Raw genomic sequence first — 14,223 nt, 5'->3', positions numbered from 1 at the left:
GCGGCCTAGTCTGCGCGCCGCCATCCGACCGACATCGACCACCATCCCGGAGAAACCATGAGCGCTCGACTGATCTACGTGATGGACCCGATGTGTTCCTGGTGCTGGGGCTTCGCGCCGGTGCTGCAGGGACTGGCCGAACAGGCGCAGGCGTGCGACGTGCCGCTGACGCTGGTGGTCGGCGGCCTGCGACGCGAGCGCGCGGCGATGGATCAGGCCGGTCGGACACGCACCTTGTCGTACTGGCAGGCGGTGCACGACGCCACCGGCCAGCCGTTCAATTTCGACGCCGGCCTGCCCGAAGGGCTGGTCTACGACACCGAGCCGGCCTGTCGCGCGCTGGTGGCGGCGCGCAGCCTGGAACCGGAGCGCGTCTGGCCGCTGGCGCAACTGATCCAGCAGGCCTTCTACGCCGAGGGCCGCGATGTGACCCTGCCGGCGCAGTTGGTCGAACTGGCCGAAGCTGCCGGCATCCCGCGCATCGAGTTCGCCGAGCGCTTCGATTCGCCGGACAGCCGTGCCGCCACCGAAGGCGACTTCAGTTGGGCACAGAACCTCGGCATCGCCGGCTTCCCGACCCTGCTCGCCGAGCGCTACGGCCAGCTGGCGTTGCTGACCAACGGCTATCAACCGCTGGAACAGCTCGCGCCGCTGCTGGCGCGCTGGCTGGAGCGCAACGCCCATGCCTGACCGGCTCAGCTGGGCGGAAATTCGCCGCCTCGCCCTGCGTCACCGCAAGGCGCTGATCTTCGCCAACCTGGTCGCCGTGCTGGCGACGCTGTGCAGCGTGCCGATCCCGCTGCTATTGCCGCTGCTGGTCGATGAAGTGCTGCTGGGGCAGGGCGACAGCGCGTTGCGGGTCATGGACCGGCTGCTGCCGGCGGACTGGCAGACGGCAGCCGGCTACATCGGCCTGATGCTGGGCGTGACCTTGCTGCTGCGCAGTTCGGCGCTGGTGTTCAACGTTCTGCAGGCGCGATTGTTCGCGCGACTGTCGAAGGACATCGTCTACCGCATTCGCGTGCGGCTGATCGAACGGCTCAAGCGCATCGCCCTGGCCGAGTACGAAAGCCTCGGCGGTGGCACCGTGGCGGCGCATCTGGTCACCGATCTGGAGACCATCGACAAATTCATCGGTGAGACCCTCAGCCGCCTGCTGGTGGCGCTGTTGTCGATCGTCGGCACCGCGGCCATTCTGGTGTGGATGCACTGGCAGCTGGCACTGCTGATCCTGCTGTTCAACCCGTTGGTGATCTACGCCACGGTGCAGCTGGGCAAGCGCGTCAAGCACCTGAAGAAGCTGGAGAACGACAGCACCGCCGGCTTCACCCAGGCGCTGACCGAAACCCTCGACGCGATCCAGGAAGTGCGCGCCGGTAATCGACAGGGTTTCTTCCTCGGTCGGTTGGGGCTGAAGGCGCGCGAGGTGCGCGATTACGCGGTCGCCTCGCAATGGAAGACCGACGCCTCCAACCGCGCCAGCGGCCTGCTGTTCCAGTTCGGCATCGACGTGTTCCGCGCCGCGGCGATGCTCACCGTGCTGTTCTCCGACCTGTCCATCGGCCAGATGCTCGCGGTGTTCAGCTACCTGTGGTTCATGATCGGGCCGGTCGAGCAGCTGCTCAGCCTGCAATACGCCTACTACGCCGCCGGCGGCGCGCTGACGCGCATCAACCAGCTGCTGGCGCGCGCCGACGAGCCGCAATACGCCGGTGGCCAGGACCCGTTCGCCGGGCACGACACGGTGGCCATCGAGGTGCGCGGGCTGCAGTTTTCCTATCAGGACGAGCCGGTGCTGGAAGGGCTGGACCTGACCATCGCCGCCGGCGAGAAGGTGGCTATCGTCGGCGCCAGCGGTGGCGGCAAGAGCACACTGGTGCAGTTGCTGCTGGGGCTGTATCAGCCGCAGGCCGGGGAAATCCGCTTCGGCGGCGTGCCGCTGCAGGACATCGGCCTGAACACGGTGCGCGACAACGTCGCGGTGGTGCTGCAGCACCCGGCGCTGTTCAACGACAGCGTGCGCGCCAACCTGTGCATGGGCCGCGAGCGTGACGACGCCAGTTGCTGGCGCGCGCTGGAAATCGCCCAGCTGGCCGAGACCGTGCGCCAGCTGCCGCAGGGGCTGGATAGCATCGTCGGACGCTCCGGCGTGCGCCTGTCCGGCGGGCAACGTCAGCGCCTGGCGGTAGCACGGATGGTGCTGGCCGAGCCCAAGGTGGTGATCCTCGACGAAGCCACCTCGGCGCTGGATGCGGCCACCGAATATGCGCTGCATCAGCAACTGGCGCGTTTCCTCGAAGGCCGCACCACGCTGATCATCGCTCACCGCCTGTCGGCGGTTAAGCAAGCCGACCGCGTGCTGGTGTTCGATGGTGGACGCATCGCCGAACAGGGCGAGCATCGTCAGCTGATCGCCGAGGGCGGGCTCTACGCCAGGCTCTACGGCGATCTGCAGCACTGACGGGTACGCCCGCAGCGGCTGCCTTGGCCGCCAGTCGCCCGGCGCCAAAAAAATCTAACTATTTACTCAACTATTAGTAATCTCGGCCGACTTGCACTCCGTGCCTGACCAAACGGAAGTTCTCTGATGCGATCGCTTACCCAACTCTTCACTCATCTGTCCGTCGGTAAGAAGCTGGCTCTTGGTTTCGGCATGGTGCTGCTGCTGACCCTCGCCGTGGCCGCCACCGGCTTCGTCGCGGTAGACGCCACCGTGGCGCGCTCGCAGCAGATCAGCCAGGTGGCGCAGATCAACGCTGATATCCTCGACGCCCGCGGACTGGAGCGCGATTACGCGCTGACCCGCCAGGAGCAGTCCGCCACCGCGCTCGGCGAGGTGCTGGCAAAACTGACTGGCGAGCTGGATGCCCTGGCGGCGAACGCCAGCGCGGCCGAGCAGGCCAACCTGCAGCAGATTCGCCAGGCCGCGCAGGAGTACGGCCGACTGTTCGGTCAGTATCGCCAGCTCATCACCCGTGGTGCCGAGCTGCGCGTGCGCATGGGCACAGCGGCACAGACCAGCCGCGAAGAGTTCGAATTCATCGAGCTGGACATGTACGACGCCGTGCGCGCGCTGCGGCTGGAAGGCGATCGCCTGAAGGGCAGCGACCCGCTGACCATCGCCGAGGCCACCTCGGGGCTGACCAAGAACATCCTCGACCTGCGTACCCAGGAAAACGCCTACGTCGCCACCAGCGCCGAGGAGAATGCCAGCAACTGGCAATCGCTCCACACCGATGTCGTCACCATCGGCAGCAACCTGAAGATCTGGCTGAACGACGAGCAGAAAACCTCGATGGACACCGCGCTGGCCGAGCTGGAGGCCTATCGCCAGGCGTTCGACGAGTTCCGCGCGAATCGCGGCAAGCGCCTCGACGTGGAGCAGCAGATGGCCGAGCAGTCGCGCGTGGTGATCGCCGCCGCCGAGCAGACATTGACCGCTGCCACCGAGCAGATGCACGCGCAGCGCTCGAGCACCTACCTGCTGCTGGCGGTGATCGGAGCGCTGGCGATTCTCATCGGCCTGCTCGCCGCGGCTGGCATCTCGCGGATGATCGTCGTGCCGCTGCGCCACACCGTGCAGCAGGCGCAGCGGGTGGCTTCTGGCGACCTCACCCAATCGCAGGCCAGCCAGCGCGGCGACGAGCTGGGCCAGCTGCAGAACGCCATGCACGACATGACCGACAGCCTGCGTACGCTGATCGGCCGCATCGGCGGCGGCGTCAGCCAGATCGCGGCGGCTGCCGAACAGCTGTCGGCCGTCACCGCGCAGACCAGCGCCGGGGTGGAGCGCCAGCGCGAGGAAACCGATCAGGTCGCCACCGCCATGAACGAAATGGCCGCCACCGTGCAGGAAGTGGCGCAGAACGCCGAGCAGGCCTCGTTCGCCGCGCAGCAGGCCGACCAGCAGTCGCGCCAGGGCGACCAGGTGGTGCGCAGCGCCATCGACGGCATCGGCAACCTGTCTACCGAGGTCGAGCAGTCGGCGCGTGCCATCGAGGAGCTGAACAGCGAGAGCGGGCGCATCGGCAGCGTGCTGGAGGTGATCCGCGCGGTAGCCGAGCAGACCAACCTGCTGGCGCTCAACGCTGCCATCGAGGCTGCGCGTGCCGGCGAGCAGGGGCGCGGCTTCGCCGTGGTCGCCGACGAGGTGCGCGCGCTGGCGCGGCGCACGCATGATTCCACCGAGGAGATCGAGGGGCTGATCGGTAACCTGCAGCGCGTCGCGCGCCAGGCGGTCGAGCAGATGGAAACCAGCCGCGGCCTGACCCAGAGCACCGTCGAGCTGGCCAACGAGGCGGGCGCGGCGCTGGGCCGGATTACCGAGTCGGTGTCGACCATCGAGCAGATGAATCAGCAGATCGCCGCCGCCGCCGAGCAGCAAAGCGCGGTCGCGGAGAACATTTCCGAGAGCGTTACCCGTGTGCGCGACATCGGCGAGCAGAGCGCCAGCGCCAGCGAACAGACCGCCGCCGCCAGCGCCGAGCTGGCGCGCCTGGGGGGCGAGTTGCAGGCGCTGGTCCGGCAGTTCCGTATCTGACACCTGGCCGCCCAGCCACAACGACCCCGGCCTCGCGCCGGGGTTTTTATTCCGGGTCGCTCAGCGCTGGCCGAGGTCGGCCGCCCAGGCCTGCAGCGGTACTTCCGGATGCTGCTGCCAGATCCGTCGCCAGAGCACTTCCAGCCGCGCCAGGTCGCCACGCTCGGCAGGTAGCCGCGCGGCCTCATGCAGCAGCGTCCAGCCGCTGCCGTTGCGTTCGGCCAGGGGGAAGCGGAAGGGGTGGTAGCCGGTCATGCCCAGGCGCAGGTCGGTGACCAGCAACTGACCGTCTTCCTCGTCGTAGCGCAGAAAACCGCCGCTGAACCATTGCAGGCGCGCGTGCTGCGGCGAATCGGCCAGCACCTGCGCGAGCGCCGCGCCGCGCGGCAGGCTCACGAACTGCGGCGGCGCGTCATCGAACCAGCCGACCAGCGCCTCGTGGTACTGCGCGCCGTCAATCAGGATCACCCGCCAGAGCAGACTGTTGAACGGCGTGGGCGTGCTGAACAGCCGTTCGGCCTGGATGCCCGCGTGTGCCATCGCAGCCTCGACCCGTTGCTCGGCCATCTGCTTGCCGGCGACGGTGAAGCCCAGGTACAGCGACGACAGCAGCAGCGCCGCCGCCGGCCAGCGCGCGGTACGCCCGCGCAGACCGAACAGGCCACCGACCAGCACCGCCAGCAGCAGTGGCACGCTGTACAGCGGATCGATGATGAACACGCTCGACCAGGCGATCGGCGGCGTCGGCAACGGCCACAGCAGTTGCGTGCCATAGCTGGTGAACGCGTCGAGCAGCACATGGGTGAGCAGCACCAGCCACAGCGTGAGCAGCAGGCGCGTGCCGGAGTAGCCGGCATCCGGTCGCCAGCGGCGGATCAGTGCCGTCAGCAGCAGGGCGACGGCGCTGACCACGAACAGCGAATGGCTGAAGCCGCGGTGATAGGTCATGTTCGCCACCGCATCGCCGTAGTCGATGACCACGTCGAGATCCGGCAGCGTGCCGAGCGCGGCGCCGTACAGCAGCGCCTTGCGGCCCTGCCAGCGACCGAGCAGGGCGGCCTGCACGCTGGCGCCGAGTACCGCCTGGGTGATGGAATCCATGGAAAGTCCCTGTACGCGAGGTGGATTACGTTAGCCGAAAGCCCGGCGCGTTTTGCCGGCCAATTGTGTTCAAACCTGTCCGTGGCGGCGTGCGCGTAGGACAATCGCCGCGAATCCCGAGTGCGCGAAGGTCCCATGCTGGAAATTTCCAACGCCGTGCAGCTGCCGGATGCTGAGATCGAGTTCACCGCCATTCGCGCCCAGGGCGCTGGCGGGCAGAACGTCAACAAGGTGTCCAGTGCGCTGCATCTGCGCTTCGACATCAGGGCGTCGTCGCTGCCGGCGTTCTATCAGGAACGCCTGCTGGCGCTGCGCGACAGCCGCATCACCGCCGACGGTGTGATCGTCATCAAGGCCCAGCGCTACCGCACGCAGGAGCAGAACCGTGCCGATGCGCTCGAACGCCTCGTCGAGCTGATTCGTAGCGTCGCCAAGGTCGAGAAGGCGCGCCGGCCGACGCGGCCCACGCTGGGCTCGAAGACGCGCCGGCTGGAGGGCAAGAGCAAGCGCGGGGTGATCAAGGCCGGGCGCGGCAAGGTGGATTACTGAGGCGCCATCAGGTGCCGGTGCGTTGCTCCAGCGGCGGCTCTTCGGGCGGCAGATCGTCCAGGTGCTCCTCGTTGAGCGGTTCGGCAGGCACGGTTTCCGGCGCATCGGGCATCAGCTCCATCACCGTGGGGCTGGTGCGCAGCATCGGCGTGAAGTGGCCGTGCGGCTCGGTGACCAGATCGATGACCTTGCGCGGGCGATAGAAGGCGTAGAACGCCAGCACACCCAGCGACACCGTGTAGAACAGCGGCAGCGCCACCGGGCCGGCCAGGTGCATCAGGCCGCCGGCGATCACCGGGCCGAGCGCCGCGCCGAAGCCGTTGACCAGCAGCAGGCCGCTGGAACCGGAGAGAATCTCGTCGGGGTTGAGGTGGTCGACCATCTGCGCGACGGCGATGGAATAGATCGAGAACGCCAGCCCGCCCCAGACGAACATCACCCCCAGCAACACCGGGCCGGCTTCAAGCAGCGCCAGGCCGAGCGGCAGCGCTGCGGCCAGCGTGACTACCCAGAGCAGCACGCTGCGTCGCTCGAAGCGGTCGGACAGCAGTCCTATCGGCCATTGCAGCAGCGCGCCGCCGAGAATGGTCACGCTCATCATCAGGCCGATGCCGGCGTCATCGAAGCCCACTTGCCCGGCGTAGACCGGCGCCAGACCCCAGAACCCGCCCAGACAGAAGCCCGAGATGCCGGCCGCCATCAGCGGCAGCGGGGCGATGCGCGCCAGTTGCAGCAGGTCGGTCGGCGGTACGTCCGGCAGCGCCGGTTGCGGCTGACGGGTGAGGGTGATCGGCATCATCGCCGCGCCGATGAGGATGGTCGCCACGGCGAACAGGGTGAATTCCATCGGGCTGTCGAGCCCCAGCAGCTGCTGCGCCGCCGCCAGCGAACCGAGGTTGACTGCCATGTACACCGCGAACACCTGGCCGCGCTTTTCGCCGCTGACCTGTGCGTTCAGCCAGCTCTCGATGACCATGTACAGCGTCACCAGCGCGACCCCGTACATCACCCGCAGCACCAGCCATACCCAGGGATTGACGATCAGCACGTGCAGCAACACGGCGGTCGCCGCCAGCGCGGCGTAGAAGGAAAACGTGCGGATGTGGCCGATACGCCGGATCAGCGAAGGCGCGAGCCAGGTGCCGATCAGGAAACCGCCGAAATAGCCGGACATCAGCAGGCCGACCATGCCGGTCGAATAGCCCTCGGCGATGCCGCGCAGGGTCAGCAGGGTGTTGAGCAGACCGTGGCCGAGCAGCAGCAGCGCGACTCCGGCGAGCAGTGAACTGATGGGGGCGATTAAAGACTTCATGGGCACACCCTAGGCAGCGAAACAGGCGAAGGCAAGTTTCGGTACGCCGGCCCAGGGCCTGCGAAACCTCGTAACCTGCTGATTGGAAAGTAGAAAATCGATTGGGGTGGGGTGGCTCATCGCAACACACCGCTCCCCTGTGTTGCTGTTGGGCAGCAGCAAACGCTCAGGATTCCCGCAGCAGCGCGCGCGACAGCGGCTCGGCATGACGTACCGCCTGGTTCAGTGACTGCACCGCCTCGGCCATCGCCTGGCGATCCAGCGCGCCGGACAGGGTGATCGATGCCTGTTCGACGACCGCTTCGGCGTGGCGCAGCAGGACACGCTCGGTGGCGCTGTTGCCGGCGGCGTACAGCAGATTCTTGCAGGCCTGCAGCAGCGTCATCAGTACCTGCAGGTCGTTGCTGCCGTAGCGGCGCAGGGGGCCGAACGCCAGCTGCAGCATGGCGTCCAGCTCCAGCTCGCGGATGAACAGGCGCGGCTGGCCCTCGATCGGGGCGACTTCGTGGTTGGGCAGGCGCATGCGCTCGGCCAAGAGCACACCAAGCATGTCGATCGCCTTGATCGCCGTGCCCGGGTCGTTGATGCCCGGGCTCAAGGCGCGGATGGCGATCTCGACGATCTGCTTGAAGCCGAAGAAGAAGTGTCGGTGGGCGTACTCTTCGACATAGAAGTCGAAGCAGTCCAGCAGCCGGCTCACGCAGTCTTCGTCCAGCTCGCGGTCCAGGCGGATCAGCGGGTGGCCCGGCATGACGAAAAAGCCGTAATGCACCTGGATCGTCATGTGCGCGTTCTGCTCTTCCAGCAGCGCCTGCGCCGCAGAGACGTTCAGCGCCTTGAAGTAGCCCGAACGTCGCGCGCGGATCGTCGTCCAGTGGCTGTCGTCGGGCCAGGGAATCACGTCGCGGTCGTCAAGCTGGCGGCGTCTGGCGTGGAGCTGGCCGAGGGTCTGCTTGTAGACCCGGTTGAGGATGTAGTCGACCTGGATTGACAGCGAAATCGAGCGGATGAAGTAGATGAACAGGCACAGGCAGATCACGCCCAGAAAGAGCGCCAGAAAGACGCCCAGACTCGGCACGTTGATGTCGTCGCCTTCCTGAATGGTGGAAATGAGCATCAGCGAACCGATGATCGTGCCGAGATAGACGCCGAGCACCAGCTGATGACTGCGGCTGCTGATCAGCCCGGGAATGACCCGCGGCGACAGTGAGGAGGCGGCCGAATTGAGCACCACCATGACCATGGAGAAGCTGAACACCATCAGCGAGATGATCCCGCCGACCAGGGTGCCGAGTATCAGCCGGGCGTTCTCGGCGTTCTTCACCACGCCAAGTTCGAGCTGTTCCTTGTAGGGCTGCAGCCAGGTCAGTTCCAGCACGATGGTGATCAGGCACAGGCAGGCCAGGCCCAGGGCGATAAGCGTCGGGTAGAAGGCGATGCTGCCGATGACTCGGTGATACAGGCGAAACAGCCTGTTGGTCAGTGCGGACATGTCAGCTCCCTGCAGAGGTTCGGCGATGCGTGCCTAACCGCCGTTCGGCAGCAAAGGCCGGGCAACGTTCGTTTCGGCGGCTACATTGGGCGCCAGGGTAGCGATCAGGGCCCGTACCGAACCGGGCAGGGCGTCCAGCTCGCGCACCAGGATGCTGCGTTCGCGCACCGCCCAAGGCTCGTCGAGCTGCACCAGCGCCAGCTGCATGGTGCGGCTGTGCCGACGCGCGGCGGACTCGGGAATGATGCCGATGCCGACACCGGCCTCGATCATCCGACACACCGCCTCGAAGCTCGACACCTGGATGCGCAACGACAGCTGACCGCCGAGCTTTTCCACCTGATCGCGCAGGAAGGTCAGCAGCGTGCTGCCTTCGTGCAGGCCGATGTGCTGGTAGGCCAGGGTCTGGCGCAGAGTCAGGTTCGACTCGCCGGCCAGCGGGTGGCCGACCGGCACCGCCAGCAGCAGGCGGTCGGTGCTGAAATGCAGCACCTGCAAGCCTTCGGCGCGTACCGGGCCGGCGATGATGCCCATGTCGGTGCTGCCATCGAGCACGCCGCGGACGATGTCGCGGCTCAGGCGCTCCTGCAGATCGACCGTCACCCCCGGACGTTGCGCGAGGAAACCCGCCAGCACCTCGGGGAGGAATTCGGTCACCGCCGTGGTGTTGGCGAAGATACGGATGTGGCCGGCCGAATCGGTGCCGTATTCGGTGAACTCGCTTTTCAGGTAATCCACCTGGCGCATGATCAGCCGCGCGTGCTGCAGCAGCTTCTGCCCGGCGGGCGTCAGCTCCACACCACGGCTGTCGCGATACAGCAGGCGGCTGTCGAGCTGGCTTTCCAACGCCTTGATCCGCGCGCTGGCCGCCGCCGGCGAGAGGTGGGCGCGGCGGGCGCCCTGAGTCAGGCTGGGCGATTCGGCGATATGGATGAACAGGCGCAGATCGGCCAGATCGAAATGCATGGACGAGCCTCGTACGGTGATTGGCGTTCAGCTTAGCCGAACGCGGGTGTCGAAAAATACAAATTCCCGGAACGCCGGCTCCGTTGCATCCTCGATTCAAACAAGACAACAACCGGTAACCGCAATGACCGATATTTCTGCCTGGATTGGCCGCACCGAAGAAGTCCACGACCAGCTCAGCCGCAACCTGCTGATGCGCATTGCCGCCACGCTCGGCGACAAGACGCCGGCGCACGGCGAGCCACTGCCACCGCTGTGGCAATGGTGTTTCTTCCAGGAGCCGGTGTTCGAGAACGGTCTCGGCGAAGACGGCCATCCGGCGCGCGGCGGCTTCCTGCCACCAGCCGACAACCGCAACCGCATGTGGGCCGGCGGCCGTGTCGAATTCTTCCGGCCGCTGGAGGCCGGCGGCGAGGCACGGCGGGTTTCCACCATCAAGCACATCGAGGAAAAGCACGGCCGCACGGGTGCGCTGCTGTTCGTCACCGTGCAGCACGACTATCTGCAGGACGGCCGCTTGGCGATCCGCGAGGAGCAGGACATCGTCTACCGTGAACCCACTCCGCCCAAGGCCAGCAACGGCGAGCCGATGGTCGCCGGTGACTGGCGCGAAGCGGTGACGCCGACGCCGACGCTGCTGTTCCGCTATTCGGCGGTCACCTTCAACGGCCACCGCATCCATTACGACTGGCCCTACGTTACCGAGACCGAAGGCTATGCCGGGCTGGTGGTGCACGGCCCGCTGATCGCCACCCTCAACCTGCGCGCGTTCTGCCGCGCCAACCCCGAGGTCCGTCTGCGGCGCTTCGCCTATCGCGGCGTGCGGCCGCTTATCGCGCCGCAGCCGTTCGAGGTGGGCGGGCGCATCGTCGCGCCGGGCCAGGCCGAACTCTGGGCCGGGGACCACAACGGCCTGGCGCAGAAAGCCGAAGTGGAATTCGACTGAACCCCGAATCGTAGAGTGGATAGCGGCGCAGCCTTATCCACCGAAAGCCCGGCGGTGGGACGCCACCCGGTGGATCGCCACCCGGTGGAACGCCACCCGGTGGATCGATGAAGCGCGATCCACCCTACGCCTGCCGCGACAACCAGAAGTGGTGAGAACCGAGATGACCCCGAACAAGACCGAAGAACTGAACTTCATCCGCGAAGGCGTGCGCGCCCTGTGTGCCGACTTCCCCGCCGAATACTGGCGCAAGCTCGACGAGGAAAAGGGCTTCCCCGAGGCCTTCGTCGCCGCCATGACCGAAGCCGGCTGGCTGTCGGCGATGATTCCCGAGGAATACGGCGGCTCGGGCCTGGGCCTGGCTGAAGCCTCGGTGATTCTTGAGGAGGTGAACCATTGCGGTGGCAACTCCGGGACCATCCACGGCCAGATGTACAACATGTTCACCCTGCTCAGAAACGGCAGCGAGGAACAGAAACGCTACTACCTGCCCAAACTCGCCAGCGGCGAGCTGCGCCTGCAGTCGATGGGCGTGACCGAGCCGACCACCGGCACCGACACCACCAAGATCAAGACCACGGCGGTAAAGAAGGGCGACAAGTACGTCATCAACGGGCAGAAGGTGTGGATCTCGCGCATCCAGCACTCGGACCTGATGATCCTGCTGGCGCGCACCACGCCGCTGGCCGAGGTGCAGCGCAAGGCCGACGGCATGTCGATCTTCCTCGTCGATCTGCGCGAAGCCATCGGCAACGGCCTGACCGTGCAGCCGATCGCCAACATGGTCAACCACGAGACCAACGAGCTGTTCTTCGACAATCTGGAAATCCCGGCCAGCAGCCTGATCGGCGAGGAGGGCAAGGGTTTCCGCTACATCCTCGACGGCCTCAATGCCGAGCGCACGCTGATCGCCGCCGAGTGCATCGGTGATGGCCGTTGGTTCGTCGAGAAGTCCGCGCAGTACGCCCGCGACCGCGTGGTGTTCGGCCGGCCCATCGGGCAGAACCAGGGCGTGCAGTTCCCCATCGCCGAGGCGCACATCGAGCTGGAAGCGGCCGACCTGATGCGCTGGCGCGCCTGCGAGGAATACGACGCCGGGCGTAACGCCGGTGCCGCGGCGAACATGGCCAAGTACCTGGCGGCCAAGGCCAGCTGGGAGGCGGCCAACGCCTGCCTGCAGACCCACGGCGGCTTCGGCTTCGCCAACGAATACGACGTCGAGCGCAAGTTCCGCGAGACGCGGCTGTACCAGGTCGCGCCGATCTCCACCAACCTGATCCTGTCCTATGTGGCCGAACACCTGCTCGAGCTGCCGCGCAGTTTCTGACGGTAGGGTGGAAAACGACCGCAGGTCTTTTCCACGCGCCTCCAGCAGGCGATGCAACTGAGCGGATTCGGACAGACGCGTGGAAAAGGCTTCGCCGTTTTCCACCCTACGACGGCGGGTTTGTAGGGTGGATGTCGCGAAGCACATCCACGCGGGCATTGATCAAGGAGGCAACCATGCAAATCGACCACCTCGACCACCTGGTCCTCACCGTCGCCGACATCGAGACGACGGTGGACTTCTACACCCGCGTGCTCGGCATGCAGGCGGTGACCTTCGGCGAAGGGCGCAAGGCGCTCGTGTTCGGCCAGCAGAAGATCAACCTGCACCAGGCCGGCCGCGAGTTCGAGCCCAAGGCCGAACGGCCCACGCCCGGTTCGGCGGACCTGTGCTTCATCGTCGCCACACCGCTTGCCGAGGTGATCGCGCACCTGCAGGCGCAGGGCGTGGCCATCGTCGAAGGCCCGGTGCAGCGCACCGGCGCCACCGGGCCGATCCGCTCGGTGTACGTCCGCGATCCCGATTTCAATCTGATTGAACTATCCAACCCCCTGGAGCCGAGCGCATGAGCCAGCACACCCGCGCCCTGACCGAATTTCTCGCCGGACTCGCTTACGAGCAGATTCCCGACGCGGTGCTCGCCCGCACCGAAGACCTGTTTCTCGACTGGCTCGGCTCCGCGCTGGCCAGCGCGGGTTCGCACCCGATTCCGCTGTTCGAGCGCTACGCGCAGAAGATGGGCCCGGCCGATGGTCCGGCGCGCATCCTGGTCAACGGCCAGAGCAGCAGCGCCTATTTCGCCGCGCTGGTGAACGCCGCCAGCTCGCATCTGGTGGAACAGGACGATCTACACAACAGCTCCGTGCTGCACCCGGCCACCGTGGTCTTCCCGGCCGCGCTGGCGGCGGCGCAGGATCTGGGCAAGTCCGGCCGTGAGTTGCTGGTGGCCTCCGTGGCCGGCTACGAGGCGGGCATTCGTATCGGCGAATTCCTCGGCCGCTCGCATTACCGCATCTTCCATACCACCGCGACGGTCGGCACGCTGGCCGCAGCGGTGGCAGTCGGCAAGCTGATGAATTTCGACCAGCAGCAGTTCACCCATCTGCTCGGCAGCGCCGGTACGCAAGCGGCGGGGCTGTGGGAATTCCTCCGCGATGCGGCGGATTCCAAGCAGCTGCACACCGCCAAGGCGGCGGCTGATGGCCTGCTCGGGGCGTACCTCACGGCCGATGGCCTGACCGGCGCGCAGAACATCCTCGAAGGCGAGCAGGGCATGGCCGCGGGCATGTCGAAGGACGCCAATCCGAGCGCGCTGTCGGATCGCCTCGGCAGCCGCTGGGCGCTGGCGGAAACCTCGTTCAAGTTCCACGCCTCCTGCCGCCACACCCACCCGGCCGCCGATGCACTGCTGGCGCTGATGCAGCGCGAGGGGTTGCAGGCGGATGACATCGCCAGCGTGACCACCCGCGTGCACCAGGGCGCCATCGATGTGCTCGGCCGCGTGACGGTGCCGCAGACTGTGCATCAGGCCAAGTTCAGCATGGGTACCGTGCTCGGGCTGATCGCCCTGTACGGCAAGGCCGGGCTGACCGAATTCCATACGCATGCACTCAGCGATCCGCGCGTCGGGCAGTTCCGCGAGAAGGTTTCGATGACCCTCGATTCCGAGGTGGACGGTGCCTACCCGGCGCGCTGGCTCGGCCGCGTCGAAGTGATCACCACCGACGGCCGCACGCTGCGCGGCGCCATCGACGAGCCGAAGGGCGACCCAGGCAATACCCTCAGCCGCGCCGAGCTGGAGGACAAGTTCCGCCGCTTGCTGCAGTTCTCCGGCGCACGCAGTGAAGGCGAGGCGAGCGCGCTGATCGACACGGTCTGGCGGCTGCGCGAGCTACAGCGGCTGGACGCGCTGGCCTGAACGTAGGGTGGAAAACGACCGCAGGTCTTTTCCACCGATGGGCACGCTGCCCGGCGCAGATGCCGCAAGGAC

The 14,223-nt window shown here is 66.7% G+C and carries 12 protein-coding genes; 8 read left to right on the top strand and 4 right to left on the bottom strand.

The features are described from left to right. Positions 1–57: 57 nt before the first annotated feature. The 3 genes from AC0ZJQ_RS12115 to AC0ZJQ_RS12105 all read left to right on the top strand — a co-directional run bounded on the left by AC0ZJQ_RS12115 (position 58) and on the right by AC0ZJQ_RS12105 (position 4,540). The gene (locus AC0ZJQ_RS12115; protein WP_458988486.1) at positions 58–690 is read left to right on the top strand and encodes a DsbA family protein; all 633 of its coding nucleotides are present in this window, start codon (positions 58–60) and stop codon (positions 688–690) included. Next, entirely contained in the window at positions 683–2,461 is a 1,779-nt protein-coding gene (locus tag AC0ZJQ_RS12110) for an ABC transporter ATP-binding protein (RefSeq protein WP_213663692.1), read from the top strand. Before AC0ZJQ_RS12115 ends, AC0ZJQ_RS12110 begins: the two co-directional genes overlap by 8 nt. A 126-nt stretch (positions 2,462–2,587) precedes the next feature. Next, on the top strand, positions 2,588–4,540 hold the full coding sequence (locus AC0ZJQ_RS12105) for a methyl-accepting chemotaxis protein (protein ID WP_476476727.1): 1,953 nt from the start codon (positions 2,588–2,590) through the stop codon (positions 4,538–4,540). Positions 4,541–4,600: 60 nt separating this feature from the next. On the opposite strand, the gene AC0ZJQ_RS12100 is transcribed toward AC0ZJQ_RS12105, so the two are convergent. Next, on the bottom strand, positions 4,601–5,641 hold the full coding sequence (locus AC0ZJQ_RS12100; protein ID WP_476476726.1) for a metal-dependent hydrolase: 1,041 nt from the start codon (positions 5,639–5,641) through the stop codon (positions 4,601–4,603). A 135-nt stretch (positions 5,642–5,776) separates the two neighbouring features. On the opposite strand from AC0ZJQ_RS12100, the gene arfB reads away from it, so the two are divergent. Next, on the top strand, positions 5,777–6,190 hold the full coding sequence (arfB, locus tag AC0ZJQ_RS12095) for an alternative ribosome rescue aminoacyl-tRNA hydrolase ArfB (RefSeq protein WP_155550446.1): 414 nt from the start codon (positions 5,777–5,779) through the stop codon (positions 6,188–6,190). 7 nt (positions 6,191–6,197) lie between these two features. On the opposite strand, the gene AC0ZJQ_RS12090 is transcribed toward arfB, so the two are convergent. The 3 genes from AC0ZJQ_RS12090 to AC0ZJQ_RS12080 all read right to left on the bottom strand — a co-directional run bounded on the left by AC0ZJQ_RS12090 (position 6,198) and on the right by AC0ZJQ_RS12080 (position 9,960). After that, positions 6,198–7,502 carry an MFS transporter gene (locus AC0ZJQ_RS12090; RefSeq protein WP_476476725.1) on the bottom strand — a complete coding sequence of 435 codons (1,305 nt, stop codon included), beginning with the start codon at positions 7,500–7,502 and terminating at the stop codon, positions 6,198–6,200. A 166-nt stretch (positions 7,503–7,668) separates the two neighbouring features. Further along, positions 7,669–8,994, bottom strand: coding sequence for a DUF2254 domain-containing protein (locus AC0ZJQ_RS12085; protein ID WP_008570280.1), 1,326 nt, complete (start codon positions 8,992–8,994; stop codon positions 7,669–7,671). Between the two features lie 33 nt (positions 8,995–9,027). After that, positions 9,028–9,960, bottom strand: coding sequence for a LysR family transcriptional regulator (locus AC0ZJQ_RS12080; RefSeq protein WP_008570279.1), 933 nt, complete (start codon positions 9,958–9,960; stop codon positions 9,028–9,030). A gap of 124 nt (positions 9,961–10,084) precedes the next feature. Here AC0ZJQ_RS12080 and AC0ZJQ_RS12075 point away from each other — a divergent pair, with 124 nt between their 5' ends. The 4 genes from AC0ZJQ_RS12075 (at position 10,085) to AC0ZJQ_RS12060 (ending at position 14,151) form a co-directional block, all read left to right on the top strand. Next, complete coding sequence (locus tag AC0ZJQ_RS12075) at positions 10,085–10,906, top strand: HTD2 family dehydratase (protein WP_165594673.1); 822 nt, start codon at positions 10,085–10,087, stop codon at positions 10,904–10,906. Between the two features lie 163 nt (positions 10,907–11,069). Next, a complete protein-coding gene (locus AC0ZJQ_RS12070; RefSeq protein WP_476476724.1) occupies positions 11,070–12,233 on the top strand; it encodes an acyl-CoA dehydrogenase family protein in 1,164 nt (387 codons plus the stop codon). Positions 12,234–12,409: 176 nt separating this feature from the next. After that, complete coding sequence (locus AC0ZJQ_RS12065; protein WP_155550449.1) at positions 12,410–12,802, top strand: VOC family protein; 393 nt, start codon at positions 12,410–12,412, stop codon at positions 12,800–12,802. Further along, positions 12,799–14,151 (top strand): MmgE/PrpD family protein, encoded by a 1,353-nt coding sequence (locus AC0ZJQ_RS12060; protein WP_476476723.1) that lies wholly within the window; start codon positions 12,799–12,801, stop codon positions 14,149–14,151. Before AC0ZJQ_RS12065 ends, AC0ZJQ_RS12060 begins: the two co-directional genes overlap by 4 nt. Positions 14,152–14,223 lie beyond the last annotated feature (72 nt).

The sequence above is a fragment of the Stutzerimonas sp. 21-1 genome, assembly GCF_056336065.1.
This window is presented reverse-complemented; position numbering and strand designations above follow the sequence as displayed.